This window comes from Paenibacillus piscarius (assembly GCF_022234545.1).
Taxonomy (GTDB): domain Bacteria; phylum Bacillota; class Bacilli; order Paenibacillales; family Paenibacillaceae; genus Paenibacillus_AQ; species Paenibacillus_AQ piscarius.
The window spans coordinates 140,261-160,716 of record NZ_JAIEUI010000006.1 but is presented as its reverse complement, the minus strand read 5'-3'; the positions used below and the strand labels follow the sequence as shown (position 1 = coordinate 160,716).

At 52.5% G+C, this 20,456-nt stretch carries 21 protein-coding genes; 15 read left to right on the top strand and 6 right to left on the bottom strand.

Features of this window, described 5'->3' with window-relative positions; translation table 11 throughout:
• Positions 1–19 precede the first annotated feature (19 nt).
• Both K1558_RS12835 and K1558_RS12830 read left to right on the top strand, forming a co-directional pair.
• Positions 20–787 (top strand): ABC transporter ATP-binding protein, encoded by a 768-nt coding sequence (locus K1558_RS12835; protein WP_238651973.1) that lies wholly within the window; start codon positions 20–22, stop codon positions 785–787.
• Positions 777–2,735, top strand: coding sequence for an ABC transporter permease (locus tag K1558_RS12830; RefSeq protein WP_238651972.1), 1,959 nt, complete (start codon positions 777–779; stop codon positions 2,733–2,735). Before K1558_RS12835 ends, K1558_RS12830 begins: the two co-directional genes overlap by 11 nt.
• Before the next feature lie 39 nt (positions 2,736–2,774).
• On the opposite strand, the gene K1558_RS12825 is transcribed toward K1558_RS12830, so the two are convergent.
• Genes K1558_RS12825 through K1558_RS12810 form a run of 4 tightly spaced genes read right to left on the bottom strand, consistent with a single transcriptional unit; the run spans position 2,775 to position 7,143 of the window.
• On the bottom strand, positions 2,775–3,596 hold the full coding sequence (locus K1558_RS12825; protein ID WP_238651971.1) for an arylamine N-acetyltransferase: 822 nt from the start codon (positions 3,594–3,596) through the stop codon (positions 2,775–2,777).
• A 4-nt stretch (positions 3,597–3,600) separates the two neighbouring features.
• Positions 3,601–4,845, bottom strand: coding sequence for a beta-ketoacyl-[acyl-carrier-protein] synthase family protein (locus K1558_RS12820; protein ID WP_238651970.1), 1,245 nt, complete (start codon positions 4,843–4,845; stop codon positions 3,601–3,603).
• Positions 4,842–6,128: a beta-ketoacyl synthase N-terminal-like domain-containing protein gene (locus K1558_RS12815; RefSeq protein ID WP_238651969.1), complete on the bottom strand. Its 1,287-nt coding sequence runs from the start codon at positions 6,126–6,128 to the stop codon at positions 4,842–4,844. Before K1558_RS12815 ends, K1558_RS12820 begins: the two co-directional genes overlap by 4 nt.
• A 4-nt stretch (positions 6,129–6,132) precedes the next feature.
• On the bottom strand, positions 6,133–7,143 hold the full coding sequence (locus K1558_RS12810; protein ID WP_238651968.1) for an NAD-dependent epimerase/dehydratase family protein: 1,011 nt from the start codon (positions 7,141–7,143) through the stop codon (positions 6,133–6,135).
• A gap of 198 nt (positions 7,144–7,341) precedes the next feature.
• On the opposite strand from K1558_RS12810, the gene K1558_RS12805 reads away from it, so the two are divergent.
• From K1558_RS12805 to K1558_RS12780, 6 genes are read left to right on the top strand one after another with little or no spacing between them, the layout of a single operon-like run.
• On the top strand, positions 7,342–7,737 hold the full coding sequence (locus tag K1558_RS12805) for an acyl carrier protein (RefSeq protein ID WP_238651967.1): 396 nt from the start codon (positions 7,342–7,344) through the stop codon (positions 7,735–7,737).
• Between the two features lie 6 nt (positions 7,738–7,743).
• Positions 7,744–8,499 (top strand): SDR family NAD(P)-dependent oxidoreductase, encoded by a 756-nt coding sequence (locus K1558_RS12800; RefSeq protein ID WP_238651966.1) that lies wholly within the window; start codon positions 7,744–7,746, stop codon positions 8,497–8,499.
• 37 nt (positions 8,500–8,536) lie between these two features.
• Positions 8,537–9,019, top strand: a complete 483-nt coding sequence (locus tag K1558_RS12795; RefSeq protein ID WP_238651965.1) for a hypothetical protein — start codon at positions 8,537–8,539, stop codon at positions 9,017–9,019.
• Positions 9,000–10,229 (top strand): glycosyltransferase family 2 protein, encoded by a 1,230-nt coding sequence (locus K1558_RS12790; protein WP_238651964.1) that lies wholly within the window; start codon positions 9,000–9,002, stop codon positions 10,227–10,229. The genes K1558_RS12795 and K1558_RS12790 overlap by 20 nt, the downstream gene beginning before the upstream one ends.
• The gene (locus K1558_RS12785; protein ID WP_238651963.1) at positions 10,213–10,638 is read left to right on the top strand and encodes a thioesterase family protein; all 426 of its coding nucleotides are present in this window, start codon (positions 10,213–10,215) and stop codon (positions 10,636–10,638) included. Before K1558_RS12790 ends, K1558_RS12785 begins: the two co-directional genes overlap by 17 nt.
• Positions 10,635–11,081: a 3-hydroxyacyl-ACP dehydratase FabZ family protein gene (locus K1558_RS12780; RefSeq protein WP_238651962.1), complete on the top strand. Its 447-nt coding sequence runs from the start codon at positions 10,635–10,637 to the stop codon at positions 11,079–11,081. The genes K1558_RS12785 and K1558_RS12780 overlap by 4 nt, the downstream gene beginning before the upstream one ends.
• Positions 11,082–11,096: 15 nt before the next feature.
• Here the strand turns inward: K1558_RS12780 and K1558_RS12775 are convergent, their stop codons facing one another.
• Complete coding sequence (locus tag K1558_RS12775; protein WP_238651961.1) at positions 11,097–11,834, bottom strand: SDR family NAD(P)-dependent oxidoreductase; 738 nt, start codon at positions 11,832–11,834, stop codon at positions 11,097–11,099.
• Between the two features lie 99 nt (positions 11,835–11,933).
• Between K1558_RS12775 and K1558_RS12770 the strand changes: the two genes are divergently transcribed.
• The 7 genes from K1558_RS12770 to K1558_RS12740 all read left to right on the top strand — a co-directional run bounded on the left by K1558_RS12770 (position 11,934) and on the right by K1558_RS12740 (position 18,036).
• Entirely contained in the window at positions 11,934–12,884 is a 951-nt protein-coding gene (locus tag K1558_RS12770; protein ID WP_238651960.1) for a phosphotriesterase family protein, read from the top strand.
• Between the two features lie 28 nt (positions 12,885–12,912).
• Positions 12,913–14,148 (top strand): sugar efflux transporter, encoded by a 1,236-nt coding sequence (locus tag K1558_RS12765; RefSeq protein ID WP_338019692.1) that lies wholly within the window; start codon positions 12,913–12,915, stop codon positions 14,146–14,148.
• Positions 14,145–15,278 (top strand): glycosyltransferase family 2 protein, encoded by a 1,134-nt coding sequence (locus K1558_RS12760; RefSeq protein ID WP_238651959.1) that lies wholly within the window; start codon positions 14,145–14,147, stop codon positions 15,276–15,278. Before K1558_RS12765 ends, K1558_RS12760 begins: the two co-directional genes overlap by 4 nt.
• A gap of 125 nt (positions 15,279–15,403) precedes the next feature.
• Entirely contained in the window at positions 15,404–16,396 is a 993-nt protein-coding gene (locus K1558_RS12755; protein WP_238651958.1) for an alpha/beta hydrolase, read from the top strand.
• 46 nt (positions 16,397–16,442) lie between these two features.
• Positions 16,443–17,018 (top strand): CPBP family glutamic-type intramembrane protease, encoded by a 576-nt coding sequence (locus K1558_RS12750; protein ID WP_238651957.1) that lies wholly within the window; start codon positions 16,443–16,445, stop codon positions 17,016–17,018.
• A gap of 17 nt (positions 17,019–17,035) precedes the next feature.
• Positions 17,036–17,800 (top strand): MerR family transcriptional regulator, encoded by a 765-nt coding sequence (locus tag K1558_RS12745; RefSeq protein ID WP_238651956.1) that lies wholly within the window; start codon positions 17,036–17,038, stop codon positions 17,798–17,800.
• Between the two features lie 2 nt (positions 17,801–17,802).
• Positions 17,803–18,036, top strand: coding sequence for a YhfM domain-containing protein (locus K1558_RS12740; protein ID WP_476641283.1), 234 nt, complete (start codon positions 17,803–17,805; stop codon positions 18,034–18,036).
• 20 nt (positions 18,037–18,056) lie between these two features.
• Here K1558_RS12740 and K1558_RS12735 read toward each other — a convergent pair whose 3' ends face one another.
• Positions 18,057–20,348: a helix-turn-helix domain-containing protein gene (locus tag K1558_RS12735; protein ID WP_238651954.1), complete on the bottom strand. Its 2,292-nt coding sequence runs from the start codon at positions 20,346–20,348 to the stop codon at positions 18,057–18,059.
• Between the last annotated feature and the right edge of the window lie 108 nt (positions 20,349–20,456).

Genomic DNA, 20,456 nt, shown 5'->3' with positions numbered 1-20,456 from the left:
ATTAGTGGGAGATGAAGCTGTGAGCGTAGTACTGGAAGTTAAAGAGGTTAAGAAGGTCTATGGCGTGCAGAACGGCGAGCATTCAACAGTGGCCCTGGATTCCGTCAGCTTTAATGTCGAGAAGGGGGATTTCATCGGCATTATGGGGCCCTCCGGCAGCGGCAAGACCACCTTGCTGAATATCCTCAGCGGAATCGGCAAGCCGACCTACGGCGATGTCTATATCGGGGGCCAGAACATTACCTCCATGGATAAGAATCAGATGGCGCTGTTCCGCAGACAGCATCTGGGCTTCGTGTTTCAGGAATTCAATCTGATGGATAGCCTCACCCTCAAAGAGAATGTGATGCTGCCCATGATTCTGGATAAGCGGGATAAGGAGCAAATGGAGAACAAGAGCGAGGAGATTATGAAGCTGCTGGGCATCGATGAGATCGCCGGTAAATACCCCTATAACATCTCCGGCGGCCAGCAGCAGCGGGTGGCGGTCAGCCGGGCGCTGATTAATGATCCGGATATTATTTTCGCCGATGAGCCTACGGGTAATCTGGATTCCAAATCGTCTACTGCGGTGATGAAATGTATTGAGAAAATGAACCAGGAGCGTGACAGCACCATCCTGATGGTGACACATGACGCTTTCGCCGCAAGCTTCTGCAAGAAGATTATCTTCATTAAAGACGGCGCGATCAGCATGGAGATTGTCAGCAGCGGCGTCCGCAAGGAATTCTTCGACCAGATCCTCGACTGCCTGGCGGTCATCGGAGGGGAAAGCAATGACCTTTAGAGACGTGACGATCAAGAACTTCAAGCGCAATGTCCGCAATTTCTTCTCCTATTTCATCTGCAGCACCTTCGCAATCACCATCTTTTTCCTCTACGCCGCCTTGCTGTTCAATAACAGCATACGGGAAGGCGCAACAGAGGATGTAATCCAGATCGTGCTGATGCTGAGTCTGGCGGCGCTGACCCTATTCTCCGTATTCTTCATCAACTACGCGCATTCCTCGTTCATCAAGGCGAGAAGCAAGGAATTCGCCATCTTCATGTCACTTGGGATGCACAAGAATGATCTGCAGCGGATTATCCTGGTGGAGAATCTGATCATCAGTGTGTCCTCCATGATTGCCGGCATTATCACTGGAGCCATCTTCTCCAGGCTGTTCCAGAATGTCGCGATTAACCTGCTGGACCTGCAGGGTGTATCGTATTCGCTGAGCGCTGCGAGCTTTATTGTAACGGCCGTCGTCTTCACTGTGATCTTTGCTGCATCGCAGCTGATCTCCAGTGTCAAGGTCGGCAGGCTGGATATTGCCGATCTGATGAAGGATTCCCGCAAGCAGGATAACCAGGCGAAGGCCAGCGACACGAAGCTGGGAATGACCGGCGTGGGGCTGGTGGTTGCCTCAATCATCTTCCTGGTGGTAATCGCTAACCACGAGAGCCTGAATACCAATCCCTTCATGATTATCACCTACATTCTGCTGAGCTTCATCGGAATCTTCATGGTGATCTCCCATCTTGGGAACACCTTAATTACCTTCCTAAAGAACAAGAAATTCTACTACCGTCATATTCTGTCCATCACCGAAATCAACCACAAATTCAATCAGAACAAGCGGATCATGTTCATTCTGAGTATCCTCAGCGGGATGACCATCTTCCTGGTCGCTTCACCGTTCTCGCTGCTGCAATTGTCTGAGAGCATCGCGGAGCGCAATAAATATGATGCCGAGTATATCTCGGTGGCCGGGGTCCATGTGCTGGAGCAAGGACAACTGGAGCAAGTGCTGAAGACATCCGACAAGCCGCTGAAGTCGGTCAAGGAGACGCGCTTCCTGAATCTGAGAATGAATCTGGAAGGGGACAAATACGATGTCCTGAAGACGAAGCCGATCGTGTCACAGGATATGTACAACGCCTTAACCGGCGGGAAGGTTACGGTTGCCAGCGGAGAGATCCTTAACATCGTTACCGCCTGGGAGCCGGGGACACATGGGATCAAGGAGGGGGAGGCCATTCAATTCACGGACGGCAAGACGACCTTCGACTATAAAGTAAAGGCCTCCTATCATGGTGACTGGTTCGCCACAGCCGCCTCTTACCCGACAAGCTCGGGGGTGATAGTCAGCAATGAGGATTACAAGAATATGGAGGCCAAGGTCAATCCGGAGGCCTTCGGAACCCATTACGGCATTGACTTCACCGCCTGGAAAGGAACCGAAGAGGTGGTGCAGAAGCTCAAGGATACATTGAAGGCCGCAGACAAGGATGGAAGCGGGCAGATGTTCGCTGTCGCCTCCAAGGTGGATGCCTTCAAGGAGCTGAAGAAGAACTATTCCCTGTTCGTGTTCGTAACTTCGCTGATTGGTGTCCTGTTCTTCGTGGCAGGCGGCATGGTGCTGTACTTCAAGCAGTATACCGAAATCGGGAATGCTACGGTCTTCTTCCGCAAGCTGTACAAGATTGGAATCAGTGACCGGGAGATTCGCGCGGTGGTCTCGGCAGAGCTGCTCATCACCTTCTTCGTTCCGCTGCTGCTCGGTACCATACTCGGCTACTGTGTCATTTACCTGATTACCCATGTCATGAGCGGATCCGATATTGTCGGGGAGTTCATGAAGAACACAACATTTGTAGTCGCCATCTATTTCGTGTTCCAGCTCAGCTTCTTCTTCATCACCAAGCGCAAGTACAGCCGCGAGGTGGTCCGCAAGCTGATGCGTGCAGCGTAGAGTGGGGAGAGACTGAACGTTACAGAGATGGGGTGAAGCTTATTCACCCCATATTGGTGTGCCCAGAGATTCCAGGATACCGGCAGCTTCGCTTACCGGCAGCTTGGCCATCCCGAATTCATGGTGCACAATATCCTGTATCTCCTGAATGGAATGCAGCTTCATCTGCTCCTGGCCCTCCTGATACCGGATAGTGAATGTGTTATTAAGGAGGGACAACGAGCGCTGCCGGTCCGGCTGCCACAGATAGACACGCAGGATGGTGGTGAACAGGCGCTGCGGCTCGTTGCTCCAATGAATCAGCTGATGAACTTCCGGCAAGCCGGCGCGCTCATAGGGGCGGAATACCCAATGATGCTGCTCTTTGCCGCTAATGCCGTGCACCAGATGGAATTTCAGCTTATTGCCAGGGTCCGGATACCCTTTGATTTGAGATTGGTGAATCGTAATCTCATGCGGCCGGGAGATATCCATCGGGTAATAGGCCGGATGCCCCAGCGATACATCCGTATAGTAGAGCCGGTCTTCGAGCTTCACGATTATAGCCAGATGCGATGCGTATTTGATGGGATAGGCATCATAGCCAAGCTCCTGCAGCAGCCTGCAGAAATAATAATTGCCCGTATGGCATACGCCGGAGTAATCGAACCGGTACATATGATCCAGATAGACCTCTGCCGGAGGAAGATAGTACTGCTGTACCTCGTAAGCCTTAAGATAATGGAGCTTGGAGATATTCTCAAAAGCTAACCGGGTACTCCGGGACCTGACCAAGCGCTGCAGATAATCCAGGCCGGGTGCTTCCACATCCATGCCTATCCGCTTCAGATACATAGAGGCCCATGCTGAAGGAGTCGTCATTTGTTTATCCCCGCTTGTATTTAGCAAGGACCAGAGACGCATTCTGTCCGCCCATGCCGAATGAATTGGTGAGTGCCGTCTCTATATCCGCAGCTTTCGCCACATTCGGCGTATAAGTCAGGTCGCACTGCGGATCAGGGGTTCTGTAATTCACCGTCGGCGGAATGAACCCGTTACACAGGCTGATAATCGTAACCAGCGTCTCCATGGCTCCGGCGGCTGTCATCAGATGGCCGTGCATTGACTTGGTGGAGCTGATGTCCAGTTGACCGGAGAGGGAGCCGAAGACCGCCTTGACCGCTTGGGTCTCATGCTTGTCGTTCTTGGGCGTTCCGGTTCCATGGGCGTTAATATAGCCGATAGCTTCCAGAGGCACTCCGGCATCCTCAATTGCCCGCTCCATAGACAGGATCATTCCCAGGGAAGACTCATGCGGGTCCGTGATGGAGTACCCGTCCAGTGAGCTGCCATAGCCTTGAATCTCCGCGTAGATGGGCGCATGTCTGCGAAGCGCATCCTCTTCCCGCTCCAGCAGGAATAGAACAGAACCTTCCCCGATCGTAAAGCCGTTTCTGTTCAGGTCAAACGGGGAGCAATTCTCTCTGCAGTCAGCCTTCGTAGGCTCCAGTGCGCCGAGCCGGCAGAGACGGGCCAGCGACATCGGGTCCAGCTTGGACGAGACGCCCCCGGTAATCACCGCATCAGCATCTCCTTCTCTCAGCGTAAGCATAGCATCGCCAATCGCCTGCGCAGAAGCAGCGCAGGTACCGAAATTCGCTATGCAGGGGCCGCCGATGCCGAAATCACGGGCAGCGTGATAGAACATATATGAGGGATGATTGGGGAGCAGCTTCTCCAGCTCCACCGGTTCCGAGGCGGGCTGCTCTTCATTAACATAGCCGTACAGATACTGGAGATCTTCAGAGGTGGAAGTATTGGGGTCTGTTCCCACCATCATATGGATGCGTTCGGGAGCATAATACCTCTCCAGACTGCTGCTCTCCAGCAGATCCTTCACACAGGAATAGAATAGCTTGAAGATCAGATTGGCGGGAGCAGGGTACCGAATCCCGTTCAGCACTGAATCGTCAATCATCGCGGCATGTTTAACAGGCAGGCTGCCCACCTGATACCGTTCAATCGGCTTGATTCCTGAATGGCCTGCCCTCAGATTGGCCGTAATCAATTCCAGACGGTTGCCCAGAGGGGTAATAGCGCTTATTCCGGTCACTACAACTTTGCTTCTCATCGCGAGTGAATGTCCCCTTTCCCAAGAATGACAGCGCTGTAGGCCCCGCCCGGTCCTGCACTGTTCACCATAGTCCGTTCCATATTCATGTCTGCATTCTCCGGCCGTACCCACTTCACGCGTTCATCCGGGGGGGCGGACATGTGGTTCAGCGGCACAGCGGTGTGGCTGTTCATCGATTGCACCGCCAGTATCACATCCAAGAGACCGGAGACCGGGCCCAGATAGCCTAAATATCCCTTCATCGCAGCAGCATTTACGCTGGAGCTGTTCCATACGGTAGAGATGCCAGCAAGCTCGGCTTCATCCCAAGCGGCAACAGAGGGTGCGTTGCATACGATCAGATCAATTGCATCCGGCGCAAGCCCTGCGCGCGTAAGCGCAAGCTTCAGCGTCATGGCGAAGCCTGCCATAGGTAACGCAAAGTAGGTCTCACCGGGGACGGTCAGGCTTGCCCCGCCCTGGATTCTGGCAAGAATAGGGCGGCCGTTCCTTTGGGCAATCTCTTCCTTTTCCAGGAAAATAGCGCCCGCCCCTTCGCTCAGCAGCGTACCGGAGGACAACGGGCTGAAAGGGGTAACCAGCTCACCGGTACTCTCCTGCAAAGTGGTGCTTCGGATCAATCCGGTCTCCAGCCACCATCTGAATTCATGGGCGCTGAAGGGGCTGAAGGAGGCGGAGACTATAGCTTGCTCAATTCGCCCGTTCCCGATGGCCCTTGCCGCCGACAGCAGCGCTGTTATGCCGCCGCAATCGCTGTTGCAGTACAGGTTGCCGGGACCGTGTGCCCCGGTGGTTTTGGCAATAAAGTGGGAGGGGACCGTGGTTAACTGCTTCACACCGCTAAGCGGAGGGATCTGGTGAAGCTGATCACCCAGCCGTGAAAAATCCATGTGCTGCTCTCCGCCGCTGCTGCAGATCGAACGGATAATCCGGAGCGTCTCCGGGTCCAGATTCACCGGATGATTGGCCACATAGACCGCACAATTCATGGCGTGATTCTCCATACTTGCCATCAGTCCATAGTCATTCAGCATCTGATAAGCGGCCTTCATCTGCAGCTTGTTGTATCTCAGCATCATATTCGAGCCGGAGATCCCCAGCTCCCTGATACTGAAATCCGGGATCTCCCCTCCGGTGGAACACCTGCAGGCGGATGCATCGAATTGGGTAATGGCGCTGTAAGCGGTTTTACCTTGAAGCATCGCTTCATGGACCTCCCCGGGAGTATCGCCGAGTGGAGTGATACAGCCCATAGCGGATATAACAACGGATGAATTCATGGATTTATACAGCTCCTGACGTTGCTTGATGGGATTCGGTTAACCAGTACCGGCCGTACCAGTCTACGGTTTGGCGGATGCCTTCCTCCAGCGGAGTATCTGCTGACCACTGAAGAATCGTCCGGGCCCTCTCGGGGGACAGATGCTGGTGCAGGATTTCGTTGCCGCCATGAACCTCATAGTGAGGTTCAATATGCTCCAGATTCATGGTGCGCTGAATAAGTGCGGTAACCTGCTGGATGTCCCATAGCTTGCCGGTGCCGAAGTTGAACACATGCTCCCCGTCCGGCTGTGCTTCATAATGGTACATCGCCATATAAGCCTGGACCAGATCCTTAATATACAGGAAGTCTCTCATATAGATACCGTCTGAAGGAATACGGATCACAGGCTGAAGCCTGCTGTAGAGCCGCTGAATGGTTCCGGGAATGAGCCGGCGGAAGTTGAGGTCGCCCCCTCCGTAAATATTGCCGAAGCGCCCGACCACAACGGGCAGGCCGAAGCTGTGCCGGTAGCTCTGGGAGATCAGGTCGGAACAGGATTTCGAGGCGTCGTAAGGGTTTCTGCCCTGTATGGGCATCTCTTCATTGTAGGGGAGGATGGGGCTGTCACCGTATACCTTGTCACTGGAGGCAATGATGATTTTGGAGATCTGGTCCTTGTGAATCCGGCAGACCTCCAGAAGATTGTACGTGCCCTTCACATTCGTCTCGAATGCCTGCCAGGGAATCTGGTAAGCCAGATCCTGCATGGAGACGGCGGCCAGATGGAAGACGGTGTTGATCCTTCCGTCCGTGACTGCGCGTTCAATCAGGTGGTAGTCGGCAATCGAGCCGTAATAGCAGCGTATTTCTTTGTCCAGACCCATTCTGGCGAACGGGCTGCGCGGGTTCAGCTCACTCAGGATAGAGGTTAGTTCAGCACCTTGTTCAAGCAAATGATGAGTGAGCCATGCTCCTACAAAACCGGATGCGCCTGTCACCAGCGCACGGCAGTCCGATAAAGCGCTCTTCATTGACATAACCTCCCAAAAATCGATTGAAAGATAGCTAGGTGATTTTATCCATTTTTGCCGATGATAACCCACAATGAAAATAAATACAATAGAAAATGACTCTATTTTTATAGCATTTATGACGAAAAAAATCATTGCTATTAATAGAAAATTATGTATACAATAACAAAGAAATCTATTCTCACGCGGAGGTGCTTTATGGATCAAACCATTTACAGCAAAGTGAAAAAATTGTTGCAGGATGTACTTGATCTGCCGGAGGCTCGAATCTTGCCGAATACTTACCTGTACCGTGATTTAAACCTGGAAAGTGCAGAGACTCTGGAGTTAACCTTCATGCTTGAACAGGCGTTCAACATCAAGATTGACAGCCAGGAATTCTGGAATCTGCCCAATGTGATTGCCAACCGCGGAATGTTCGTAAACGGCCGGCTGTCTCCCGAAGCTATGTCATCGGTGAAGCAATACTTCACTGTATCCGACGAGGACCTTACAGGCATAGCCAGTCCCTATGATCTGTTCAATTATCTGACTGTAGAGAATATGGTAGATTTCGTATCCGCCAAGCTAGAGAAATCGGAACATAGGGTGTGACCGGACGTGAACATTGATTTCTCGGGCAAAGTGGTCATTATTACCGGCGGAAGCAGAGGCATCGGGCGGGGTCTGGTTAGACATTTCGCACGGTCCCATGCGACCGTGTACTTCACCTATCTGTCCAATGAAGATCTGGCGGCTGCTGTTGTTCATGAGTGCAAGGAGCAATACGGCGCGGATGTCACCGGGCGGAGAGTAGACGGCAGATCGGGGCCTGATGTGGAAAGCTTCATGGATACGGTCTGGAAGGCTCACAATCGGATCGATGTAGTTGTAAATAACGCGGCCTGGATTCCAAGAGGCTTGTTTCTGCAGATGAGCGGACAGGATTGGAGCGAGGGGATCAGCGCCAACCTGAATTCTGTTATCGCCTTCTGCTCCTCGGCTATCAAATATATGATCCCGGCTAAATCGGGATCGATCATTAATATCTCATCACGCTCGGCACTGCATCCCGGGCGGGGACAAGCGGTATATTCTGCAACCAAAGGTGCGGTTGAATCGCTTACGAAGGTACTGGCGCTGGAATACGGTTCGTATAACATCCGCGTTAACACCATTGCGCCCGGCTTAATCGAAACCGATGTCGCCGGCACCATGCAAACAGAGCTCAAGAAGAAGATTGTAGAGCGCACGCCGCTGGGGAGAATCGGCACGGTAGACGATGTCGGCAGCGCAGCGCTGTTCCTCGCCAGTGATTACGCCTCATATATTACAGGCACCCAATTGCTGGTGACCGGAGGAAGACATTTGGATTAACTTTGGCGGGTAAGGGATGTGAAGCAGCTTGCGGTATATGCAATTGGTATCTTTTACAAGAGTAAGCGCCAGTGAAGCGGAGGCCTGCCAGGTTCTTCAGCCCCGTGAGGATGTCTTTGAAGCGGAACTGGACACAGGTCTGAGCGTGCCATTCTATGTTCTGCTGGAATCGGTCTTCCAGACCGCAGGCAGGCTTGCCCGCGAAGTGACGCATAACCGGTATGGCGCCGGTATTGTGAGCTTTAGTAATTTCGTATTTGCCAGACCGGTATTTCAGGACGAGCAGATAACCTATTCCGCCAAGCTGCTGTCGGTGAACGAAGAGATCCGCAGCTTCTTCTTCCGGATTACCATTTCGGCCGGGGGAGAGATGATTGTACCTGACGGCAGATTAATTACGAAGCAGGAGGATGTTATCTCTACGCATAGCTTGAATAATAACACGAGACTGACAGTAGAAGACGGAATGAATCTGCTGGAAGTTGAGGGGGCGCACAGGCGTGTGGATATGGATTTTTAATATTGCGGCGATGGCATTATTCCTGGTACCGGGAATTCTCGCAGTTTATTTTATACTGGAGAGACGACGCTCCCGCCGGACATTGGCTGCTCTAGCACCCTACCATCCTAAGGTAACCGTGCTGCTGCCCTTTCGGGGGCTGGACTATAACCTGGAATCTACCCTGCAGAGCCTTGCGGATCAGAGGTACGCCGGGAGCTATGAGGTGCTGGCAGTTACTTCGGAGGAGAACGGCCGGGGGGAAGTGCTGGTGCGCCAATATGCGGCGCAATCACCGCGGATACATCTGGTGAAGGCGTCACATTCCGAGGTGTCCCAATACCGGAGCGATAAAGTCAATAATCTGTTAACCGGGATCGCGCATGCGGCCGGGGATACCGGGGTCTATGTATTTATTGATTCGGATATCGTCCCCCAGCCGACCTGGATTGAGCAGATGGTGCAGCCATTGCAGGCGGAAGCTGTCGGCCTGACCAGCGGCAGTGCATGGATCGTATCGAAGAGCAGAAGTGTGATGGCGCTGGCAGCCAGATACTGGGATTTCCTGGCAACTACCATGATTACGTTCCCGCTCACCCGGTTTGCGAGAGGATTCTCGTTTGCGGTACGCAGGGTCGTGTTTGAACAGGTCGGGATGAAGTCAATCTGGTCGGAAGCCTTCCATGACAATTTCACAATATCGGATGTGGTCCGGAGAGCAGGATACCGCATCCAATACGTTCCTGACTGCCTGGTACCGGAGCATTTCGATATTCACGGCTTCGCCTGGGTGAAGTGGGTGAAGCGACAGGCATTGAATACGAAGGTGAATTACAAACGGCTGTGGGCGTTTGGCTTCTTCCTGGTAACGATGCCGCGGCTATTGGGAGCGGTCTTGTTTCTCGTTTCCCTCATGTTCGCCTTAACCGGCAGTGTGCCTTCCTTGCTGCAAATCTTCTTATACTGGCCGTTATTGCATATTGCAGGTGCAACTCTGGTCGTGGCAGCCGTATCCCGGGATGCTTCGCAGATTCAAGGGTATCGTCCATCCGTGATCCGCATCGCGGGGCTGGTTCTCTCTTCCTTCGTGTCTGTCTTGTACTGCATAAGTTCACTGTGGGCGGTGATTTCCAATAAGATGGAATGGAGAAATCTCGTGTATCATCAGAAGAGTCCATTCACTACGGTGGTCACCGGAGAAAGGGGGCGCGAGCATGACCCCGGACAATGAGGCCTATTCGGTCATCCACAAACGGATCTATTTCAAGAACACCGATGCCGGCGGGGTAGTCTACTTCGGCAACGTATGTGAGTTTCTCGAAGCCAGCTGTACCGAATGGATGCGGTTACACGCGCTGTCGCTCAAGGAGATGCTGGATCAGCACCGTATTTTTTTGGTGATGAAGAAGGTTGAAATTGATTTCCTGCACCCGGTGTACTATGACGAGAGCATCGAGATCAGGACCTCTGTGAAGAGGCTCATGCATTACTGGATAGACTTCCATACCGAGATACGGGTGAACGGGGATACACGCTATGTTGCCGGGAACCGGATGGTTCCCGTCGATCTGTTGACCAAGAAACCCGTTGCCATTCCTGAGGAAGTATACGCCGCCGTCAAAGGAGTCTGCAAAGTATGAGATATATCTTCGTTGATGAAATAACTGCTATGACGGGAGACTCGGTTTCCGGCAAGAAATATCTCTCTTTAAATGAAGATATCTTCAGAGACCATTTTCCCGGACAGCCTGTACTGCCAGCGGCACTGATTACAGAGTCGGTCATTCAATTATCCAGAATCTTCACCTGGATTAACAGCGAGTACACCCGCTCGCTGGTCCCCGTGAGCTTTGAACGGCTGAAATTTCTGCGGATGGTTGCACCTCCAAGTATTCTGGAGATCGCACTTAACTTCGGGGACAGCGTCAGCGGGGAGAACTTGAAGGGACGGGCCAGGATCACCTGCGGGGATGGAGAGCTTGTCAGTGAAGGCTCGATTCTCTTCAAGCAGGCCAGCTTCGGGGCACTCCACCGGGAAGAGCCTTGTAAATCACTGGTGGGGATTCTAACCCGTAATCTGTGATACAGTGATCCCCAGCTATCCATTCAGGTGCGAACCGCCCGTAACCAGCAGATCAGCTCCGGTAATGAAGCTTGCCGCTTCGCTCCCCAAAAAAGCCGCCGCATGACACACATCCAAGGCATTGCCCGCCCGTTGTAACGGTATCTTCCGGACATCCTCCTCGGTGACCCGCTTTGGCTTCTCCGTGACGATGAGGCCTGGGGAGATGGTGTTGGCCCGGATGCCAAAGGCTCCATATTCAATACTGAGTGATTGGGTCAGGGAATCGACGGCTTGTTTGGTGGAGGCATAGGCGGCTTGTCCGCGGACAGGATGGTCGGAGCACACGGTAGAGATATTGAGGATCGTGCCTGATTTTTGCCGGATCATATAGGGAAGGACAGAGGTGCAGTGATGGACAACGCCCATCAGATTCGTCTCAAGGGATCTGTTCCACAACTCTGTCGTGGTGTTCCCGAAATCTGCTCTCCAGATGAATGCGGCATTGTTAATCAGGAGATCAATGGCATGGTTCTGCTCCCATACCTCTGAAGTGAAGGCTTCGACGTCCGTACCAGAGCCCGCATCGACCTGAACCCCTACCGGCTGTGGTCCATAACCGGAGTCAACTGTTACGGGCTGGAACCGTTCCGCAGAGAGATAAGTATAGTACACCTTGGCATTCATAGCACTAAAAGCTTGCACAAGCTGACGGCCGATTCCCCGTGAACCGCCTGTAATCAGGACTACCTTGCCGGTATAATCGAAATCCATCACGAATTCCCCCTTACTGTCTGCTATCATCATATGCAAATAATAGATTTAATGCAATATTATACTATATCGAACATAATACAAAGGAAAAATATACTTATGCCAATCATAAACTCAGTAACAGGGCCGATTGACAGCTCACAGCTCGGTCTCACTCTAACTCATGAGCATCTGCGGGTCAGAACCGTTGAAGTCGCCACACAATTTCCTCATCTATATGACCAGAGCAAGGAGCTGCAGCTGGCGAAGGAGCAGGTTAGGGCTGCCGGGAATGCCGGAATACGGACTATATGTGATCCAACTGTCATGGGGCAGGACAGGGATATTGCCTTCATAAGGGAGGTGTCCGAATGTACAGGGGTAACCATTATTGCAGCGACCGGAATGTATACTTGTCAGAACCTGCCTGAGCCTTTACGGAATAAGAGCATCGACTACATTGCGGAGCTATTTATCAGGGATATTGAGGTGGGAATTCAGAATACGGACATTAAAGCGGGGTTCATCAAATGTGCGACAGATGTTCAGGGCGTTACACCCGATGTGGAGAAAATTATCCGTGCGGCTGCCCGTGCTCATATGAGGACCGGGGTCCCCATTATGACCCATACCCATGCAGCTTCCAGGAACGGGCTGGACCAGCTGGATCTGCTGGAGGACGAAGGGGTATCCGCCCGGGCGGTCATTATCGGACATTCAGGCGACACCTGTGATATGGATTATCTGTCCCGATTGCTGAACCGGCAAGCCTATTTGGGCATAGACCGGTTCGGTCTGTCTGTCGGGATGATCAACGAGGAACGTCCTGCGATGCTGCTGAAGCTGATACAGAACGGTTATCACAAGCAGCTGCTTATCTCTCAAGATTACTGCGGGACCATTGACTGGTGGGAGAGGGAAGAGGTGCAGTCCTTTGCACCCGACTGGTCCATGACCCATATTACGAGCGATGTCTTACCGTATCTTAGCAGCCAAGGGGTGGGACAGGACATTCTAGCAGAGATCATGGCTGATAATGTGCGGGATTGGTTCGAACATGCGATGAAATGAACACTATATCATAACTGGAGACAGAATCATGAGAATGAATTCCGGCTTTCTCAGAGACATTATCAGAATGCCAAGTTTCTTAGCCCTGGTCTTGACCATAACGATGCTGGGGCTTAGTGTATCGGCAACCAATCCTTTTTTATCGCTATATTGTATACAACAGGCAGGTATGACACCTTTATCGTACGGAGTGCTGATGTCCATTACCATGGTCTTCGGCCTCCTGATCAGTACGTTTCTTGGCAAAGCCTCTGATTCCAGATTCAGCAGAAAAACAATCATCCTGTTTACGTTCCTCTCCACGTCAGCCGCCTACGCTTTATTTGCCTTGTTCACTAATTATTATGTGCTGCTGGCTGTATCTGCGGTATTCTTCGGCATTTCATTTGCTACGTTCCCGCAGGTCTTCGCTTATGCAAGAGACTCAATCTCGAAGTCCAATATCAGTGCCATCAACCAGCCGCTGGCGATGAATATTCTCAGAATGCTCTACTCCCTGGGCTGGATTGCCGGGCCGCCGATCGGTTCGGTCTTAGTGAATAAATACAACTTTTTGTATCTATTCATGATTGTGGCCGCAGTCTATATCTTCATCGCCCTGATCGCCTTCCTGCTGTTCCACAGCCAGCCTGCGGCAAGAACTGTACAGGAAGATAAACCGCCCGTGCATCTGGGCAAATTCATGAAGCAGCCGCAGATTTCCTCCGTCCTGGGAACATTTATTCTGTTAAGCATAGCTTCTTCGATGAGCAGCATCGTCCTGCCTTTATTCTTCACGTCTTCACTGCATGGCAATTACCAGCAGCTCGGCTGGCTCTTCAGCATTACGGCGATCGTCGAGCTGCCCTTGATGATTGTGGTAGGCGTTATGTCCCGCAAAATGGGTAAAACCGCGATCATCCTGACCGGAATTATCTCCAATGTCCTGTATTTCCTGGTGTTTGCCCTGGCGCACTCGATCGTCCTGCTCTATTTCGCCCAGGTGCTCAGTGCCATTTCGGTGTCCATTATCATGGGCTACGGCATCAGTTATTTCCAGGAGCTGCTGCCGGAGGAGCCTGGAACCGCTACAACTCTATACAGCAACACCTCCAGAATCGGCTCTTCGCTGGGCGGCGTGGTCTCTGGGGGCATATCAGGAATGTTCGGCTACCGTTCCGTATTCGTGGCCTGTATGACTTTATCTCTTGCCGCGCTGTCCATCTTCGGACTGGTTAACGCTGTAAATAGAAGAACCATCCCTAAGGAGGCCCGTAAAATATGAAGATCAGCATCCTTGTGCTGGCTTACAATATCAAAGAACTGGTAACCGAATGCCTGTTATCGCTCAACGGCCAGGTTCAGGTGCCGGAGGAAAGCTTCGAGGTCGTCCTGGTAGATGATGGCTCTGATGACGGAACGAGGGAGCGGATTGCCGCGCTCCGCCTTGATTATTCCCTGCGGTACATCTACAGAACACCGGATGCCAGCAAGTGCAGATCGGCTGCAAGGAACCTCGGTGCTTCGCAGGCGGGCGGCGACATTCTATTATTTCTGGATGGAGATCAAGTGGTTGAAAGAGACTTCATCTATCAGCACTGGAAGGTTCACCAGTTGTGTGATGAGCCTGTCGTCGTGATGGGATTAAGAGACTTCCTGGCCAAGGAGAATCCGATCCCGTTCAGCCAGGTGGAAGACAGCAACCGCTCATCTCTAATTCTGGAGCGCAGGGACCCGCGGCTGCCCATCATTCAGCGCTTCTCAGAGAACGCGGGCAACATCGAGAATATCTGGGCTTTGCTCTATAGCTGCAACTTCTCGGTGAAGAAGACGATTTACTGGGATGCCGGAGGCTTCGATGAAGACTTCATCGAGTGGGGGCTTGAGGATTGTGAACTTGCCTACCGTTTCTATAGGATCGGGACCCCATTCATCCTGAACACGAAATGTATTGTCCTGCACCAGTATCACCCCGCTTCTTATGACGACAAGAAATACTTGGGCTGGTTTACGAATCTTGAATTATTCAAGCAAAAGCATCCGGCACTGGAGGTGGAGCTGCAGAGCATTCTCGGAGACTGGTTCGATCCGGCCCGCCGCAAGCCTTGGAAGGATGCTTTTATCCGGTACGAGCTGGCAGTCAGGTCTGTACGAGGCTTATACAATCAGCTAAACACTCTCTATAAAGTGGCTGTGATTCATGACAACTCTATTCCGGCAGAAGAATGGCTGTCCCGAATCGCCCTTGCGTTGGAAACACAGAATGTGCTGGTGCTGGATTATTCCCGTACGGACCTGGACCTGCGGATTCAGCTTGTTCCCCGGTCAAACGATTTGCTCTATTACCGTGAGCCGTCTGCCGACAGAGTGATTGAAGTGATGAAGTCTATAGCTGTTAATCTGTCCGAATTGTAGCAGCATACGGTCTGCCTGTTCATCTTCCGTTCATAGTGCCGTCATGATGAGGACATCTTACTCAAGTAGACTCTATCTATACCGTTAAGACGGATCAACAGATAGAGAGACAGGAGAGGATGGACATGGCAGACACAATGAATAACCAGCAACCCGGGAAGAAGAGCCGAAAGAAGCGCAAATTATGGCTGAAAATAGCAGGTGGTATACTCGCTGTGCTGGTGGCCGTTTTTGGCATCACGTATGTAGTGAATGCAATCAGCAGCGGGATCGAGAAGAAGAAGATCGAACCTTACGGCCAGTTCGTCAATGTAGACGGCAAGAAGATGAATGCAATGATTCAAGGCAATGGAGAGCACACTATCGTTCTCCTGCCGGGTCAAGGGACTCCGTCGCCTGTACTGGACTTCAAGCCGCTGATTGATGAATTGTCGCCTTCCTACAAAGTAGTGACTATTGAGCCGTTCGGCTACGGACTCAGCGATGAGACGGACAAGGAAAGAACAACTGAAAATATCGTCAGTGAAATTCACGAAGCTGTACAGGAGCTTGGTCTAAAGCGTTACATTTTGATGGGACATTCCATTACGGGGCTCTACGCCGTGTCATATGTGAAGGAATATCCGGATGAAGTGCAAGCGTTCGTCGGAATCGACAGCAGTGTACCGAACCAGCCCGGGATGGATGTCAAATTGCCTCTTGGTGCGATGAAGTTTGCTAAAGATTCCGGTGTGATGCGGCTGCTAACGAAGCTTGGCGGAGATTCCTATAAGTCGCTTGATTACGATGAACACACCAAAGAACAGATCAGGCTGATCACCAATGTACATGGCAGTAACTCTACGCTGATGAATGAGCTCAGCCACCTTGGCTCCAATTTCAAAAATGCTGAAAAGCTGACATACCCGCAGGATCTGCCGGTACTGCTGTTCGCGCAATCCAATAACGAGCACAACAAGCAGTGGATTCCGCTGCATGAGGAACAGGCTAAGCAGTCTTCACAGGGGAAACTGATCCCGATGGTAGGCTCCCACTACCTGCACCATACGAAATACAAAGAAATCGCTGCAGAGTTTAAGGAATACATCTCTAAAGTGCAATTGAAGCCAGCTCAATAGAGGATGGATGATCAAGCTGCGGTGCCGGATGAGGTGCCGCAGTTTTTTGGTATTGCGGGGAGGGCTCGGCTTTATCATTACCGGCGCACTGGGCTGGACTAACATTATTGCCTGGCACTTCTCCATCGATCTAATGATGGCGGTAGCCTTCAATATTTGTATTGCCTTTCTGTACGAAGCGCTGCCGGAGGAGCTGTCGATGAGAGGAATCGTGTACAGCGGCTTGCGGCTGCGGCTGCCTGCCTATGCTGCCTACGGCGCACAGGTGCTGCTGTTTGTACTGGTGCCGGTTACGGTGAACCAGCTCCAAGCCTGGAGCGGACTGGGCCGCGGAAATATCATTAACGCAGATTATGTGATTATGCTGGTATGCTTCGGCACGGTGCTTCAGCTATGGCGCAGCTTAACCGGGTCGTTGTGGGCGTCCATCGGCTTTCATCTGGCGTACCTCACAATAGCGCGGTTTGTGATTCTGCAGAGGGACCAGAGGTTACTGACCTACACTGAGCTTGAGGCGGGGACAGGCGCGGTGGTCATCCAATTTGGTATAATCGTTATCGGCAGCGTGTTGCTGCTGGCGCTTTTGGGGCTGTTATTGCGCCGGCGTCGCTCGCGCCAGTAAATGTTGGGAAGAAGCCGATGTATACTGTAGGTCAGTTGTCCAAGCTTACCGGAGTTTCTGTCCGCACCCTGCATTATTATGAGAAGCTGGGCTTGCTCCAGCCTGACCGGAACAGCGGCAATCAGTACCGTTCATACAGTGAGGATGATATTCTTCGGCTGCAAAAGATTGCTGTGCTGAAGCACATGCATTTTAAACTGAGTGAGATCAAGATCATCCTCGACAACGGGGAGACGGCTCACAACGATGTTGCCGTCTGGAGCCGGGCCCTTACGCAGCAAATGACCATCGTGAAGCAGCAGCAGGCGAAATTGCAGTCGGTAGAGCATCTGCTGTATTCCACCCTATACGCCATGCGGGCTAGCGAACAAGTGAATATTGACGAGATGCTTCGATTCATCCGTGAGCTTGAGCAGCCTCGGCAAGGCAAAGCGCTACGGGAGCAGTATTTCTCACCAGAGGAGCTCGAACAGTTGCCGGTCAATGATGCAAGCGATCCGCTGACGATGGAGTGGGCCGATATTCTCAGACGGGCCTCGGGACTGCTGGCAGAACCGCCCGATTCAGCAGCTGCGCAGCAGCTTGCAGCCTCTATTATGGAATACGCGGATAAAATGTTCGGCGGAGATGAGCAGCTCATTCAGAAATATTGGGACTACATTACTCCGCATGAGGGCCAGTCCGCACGGGTCTACGGAATGACCACCGAAGTCATGCAATATATGGATGCGATCATTCTCATTTATACGGGCGGGGAAGATACACAGATCAGGAATCTATAGAAGTGATTACCCGCTCGATCCAAAGCGCAGTCCCCATACCGGGGATTCTAAATGTGTCTAATGCCAGCTACGATATCTTTATCGAATCAGCAGAGAAGAAATATGCGTTCCAGCTATGGATCAATGAGGAGATCGAGCAAGCCATGATTATGGACATGAGAGATACGAATACGGGATATAAGCTGACCAAGGAAGCTACGGCTGAGTTGAAGAAGAAGGTGCTCATGCGCCCTTGATGCAATCCGCGATATTCCGCTCATTCCTCCCCCGAAGCCGAAGCCACGCCCTGATTGTCCCCGCCAACCCGCTTGCGGTACTCGCCCGGCGTTAAGCCGGAGGCGCGCTTGAACATGCGGATGAAGGAGTTCACATTCTGGTAGCCGACCTGAAGCGCGATATCCTGGATGCGCAGGTCGATGTTCATCAGCAGCTCCTTGGCGCGCTCGATCCGCAGCGTGTTGAGGTATTCGCTGAAGTTGATGCCGGTCTTCTCCTTGAAGATGCTCGACAGATAACCGGAGGTCAGATTCAGCTTGTCGGCTACAATGTTCAGATTGATGTCTTCCCCGTAATGCTTGTCCAGATATTCCAGCACGAAGCTGATGACCGGGTCCCGGGTCTCCGAGCCGCTACGGATGGCCGCAAGCACCGGGGCAACCAGCTCCCGCAGCCATTCCCTGTAATGGCTGGTAGAGTGGAAAACAGCGAACGGCTCGCCGGACAAGGCTGAGAGGAGCCCGGCTTCAAGCTCCGGCAGATTGAGCTTCATGACGGTTTTGCTGGCCTGCTCGGCCACTCCGCGGGCAAATGTCCGGAAGTCCTCAGCGGTGGCATCCTTGTTCTGCAGCTGCTCCAGTTGGCGGTCGATCCAGCCAAAGACCGCTTCCTCATTGCCGGATTGCAGCAGATTATGCAGCTCTTCCCCGTAAGTAACCTTCAGATGGAATGCCTTGGCCGAGGAAGCCCGCGGTTCCACGATAATCTGAGTTTCCCCGTTTAATCTGCGTTCCTTAAGCAGTTCGGACAGGTTATGGTAAGCATCCGTGAACGGAGTCTCCCCGGAGTATACCGGACTGACAGCTATGGTGAGGAAAAGAGAATCCTCCGCAGCCAGCAGCTCCTGCAATGTGCCCAGCTCCTGGAGGATTCCGCTCTGCGGGCCGGGACTGAAGAGCAACAGCAGCAGCAGATCCTGCTCCGGCTGCAGGACGACATTCTCGCCATCCTCCCCGGCGAACAGACGCTGAACCAGATGCCACAGGGCCAGCGTATGCTTCTCCGGCTCCTCCGGCGCACGGGTGAAGCCGAGCTTGAACAGAATGGACGCATACGGCCGCTCGGAATGAAGCGCATCGTCCAGCTCGCCAAGGCTTGCATCCAGCGGAATATTCTTCACTTTGTGAGTGTACGCATACTGGCGGACCAGCGAATTTTTATGATCCAGATCGCTGCGGATGAACCGGTTGTCCTCCAGAATGGAGCTTAGCCGGTCTCCGATGATCGCGAATTCCTTGACGCTGCTCAGCTTGCCGGGGCTGCTGCCGCTCTTGCGGTCAAGCGCGGCAACCAGGCGCTGAAGCGGCTGATTCAGCCGGAAGCTGAACAGGAAGGAGAACAGCAGGCTGACCATCACCGCAGCGGTGAGCAGTACTGCCAGCAGCAGTCTCATGCCGCGCAGACCGCTGGCAATGGCAGCGACCTCGGTTACGCGGACATAGGTGAAGCCGGTCTGCGCCCCTTTTTCATAGAAATAATACTGATTCCCAATCCGCTCATAAGAGCTTGTACTGGCTGTATACTTCAGCGCAGGCAATTCTGTCTCCGCAGTGGAGAAGAGCCGCTGACCCTGCGCATCCAATATATAGAAGGGATTCTTCCCGGCATCCCCGTAAGCCCGCTCCAGCCGCTGCGGATTCAGCATCACCACGCCATACACCTCTTCATAAGGTATCGCCTTGACCAGCACCGGCATCAGCCGCCCGAGCGAGCGCGTGGAGTTGATCGTCGTCTCCGTGAACGAAGCAGCAGGCAGCACCTTCAGATACTGATTGCCTACCGTCTGGCTGCGCCAGAAGTCAGCGGGATAGTCCTGGCTGTAATAATATTTGCCGAACATATCATTCGTGCTGCTCAAACCATCCTTTTCAAGTACATAATCCTCCGCCTTAAAGTACAGAATGAAGTTCTCAATATGCAGAAAAGGATTCCCGTACAGCGTCAACAGATCTGACTTCACCTCGCTGACAATATCGTAACGCCGGTTCTCCTTCAGATGGCTGAGTATGCCCAGATTGGCCGTCCACGTATCCGACTGGGTCAGAGCCAGAATCATATTCTGGGTCAGCCGGAAGTGATTCTCATACCCCTCCACGGTCTGCTTCAGGCTCTGCTCATTCTGCCGGACGACCTCCTGATAGACCTTCCCGCTTAAATATAGATGGGAGAACAGGTTGAACGATGCCAATAGCAGGATGACACTCAGGAAGCTAAGCATCAGCTTGACGAACAGGCCGTTACGGGCAAATTGGCTGGTAAGCGGTCTTTTCATATGTAGTCCCCCTTCAGATGCAGCCGCTTTTCTATGGTTTTATCCTATCATAGCGGCCCAAAGCTGACACGCACAATATGCACTTTTACCGATTTATACACCTAAACC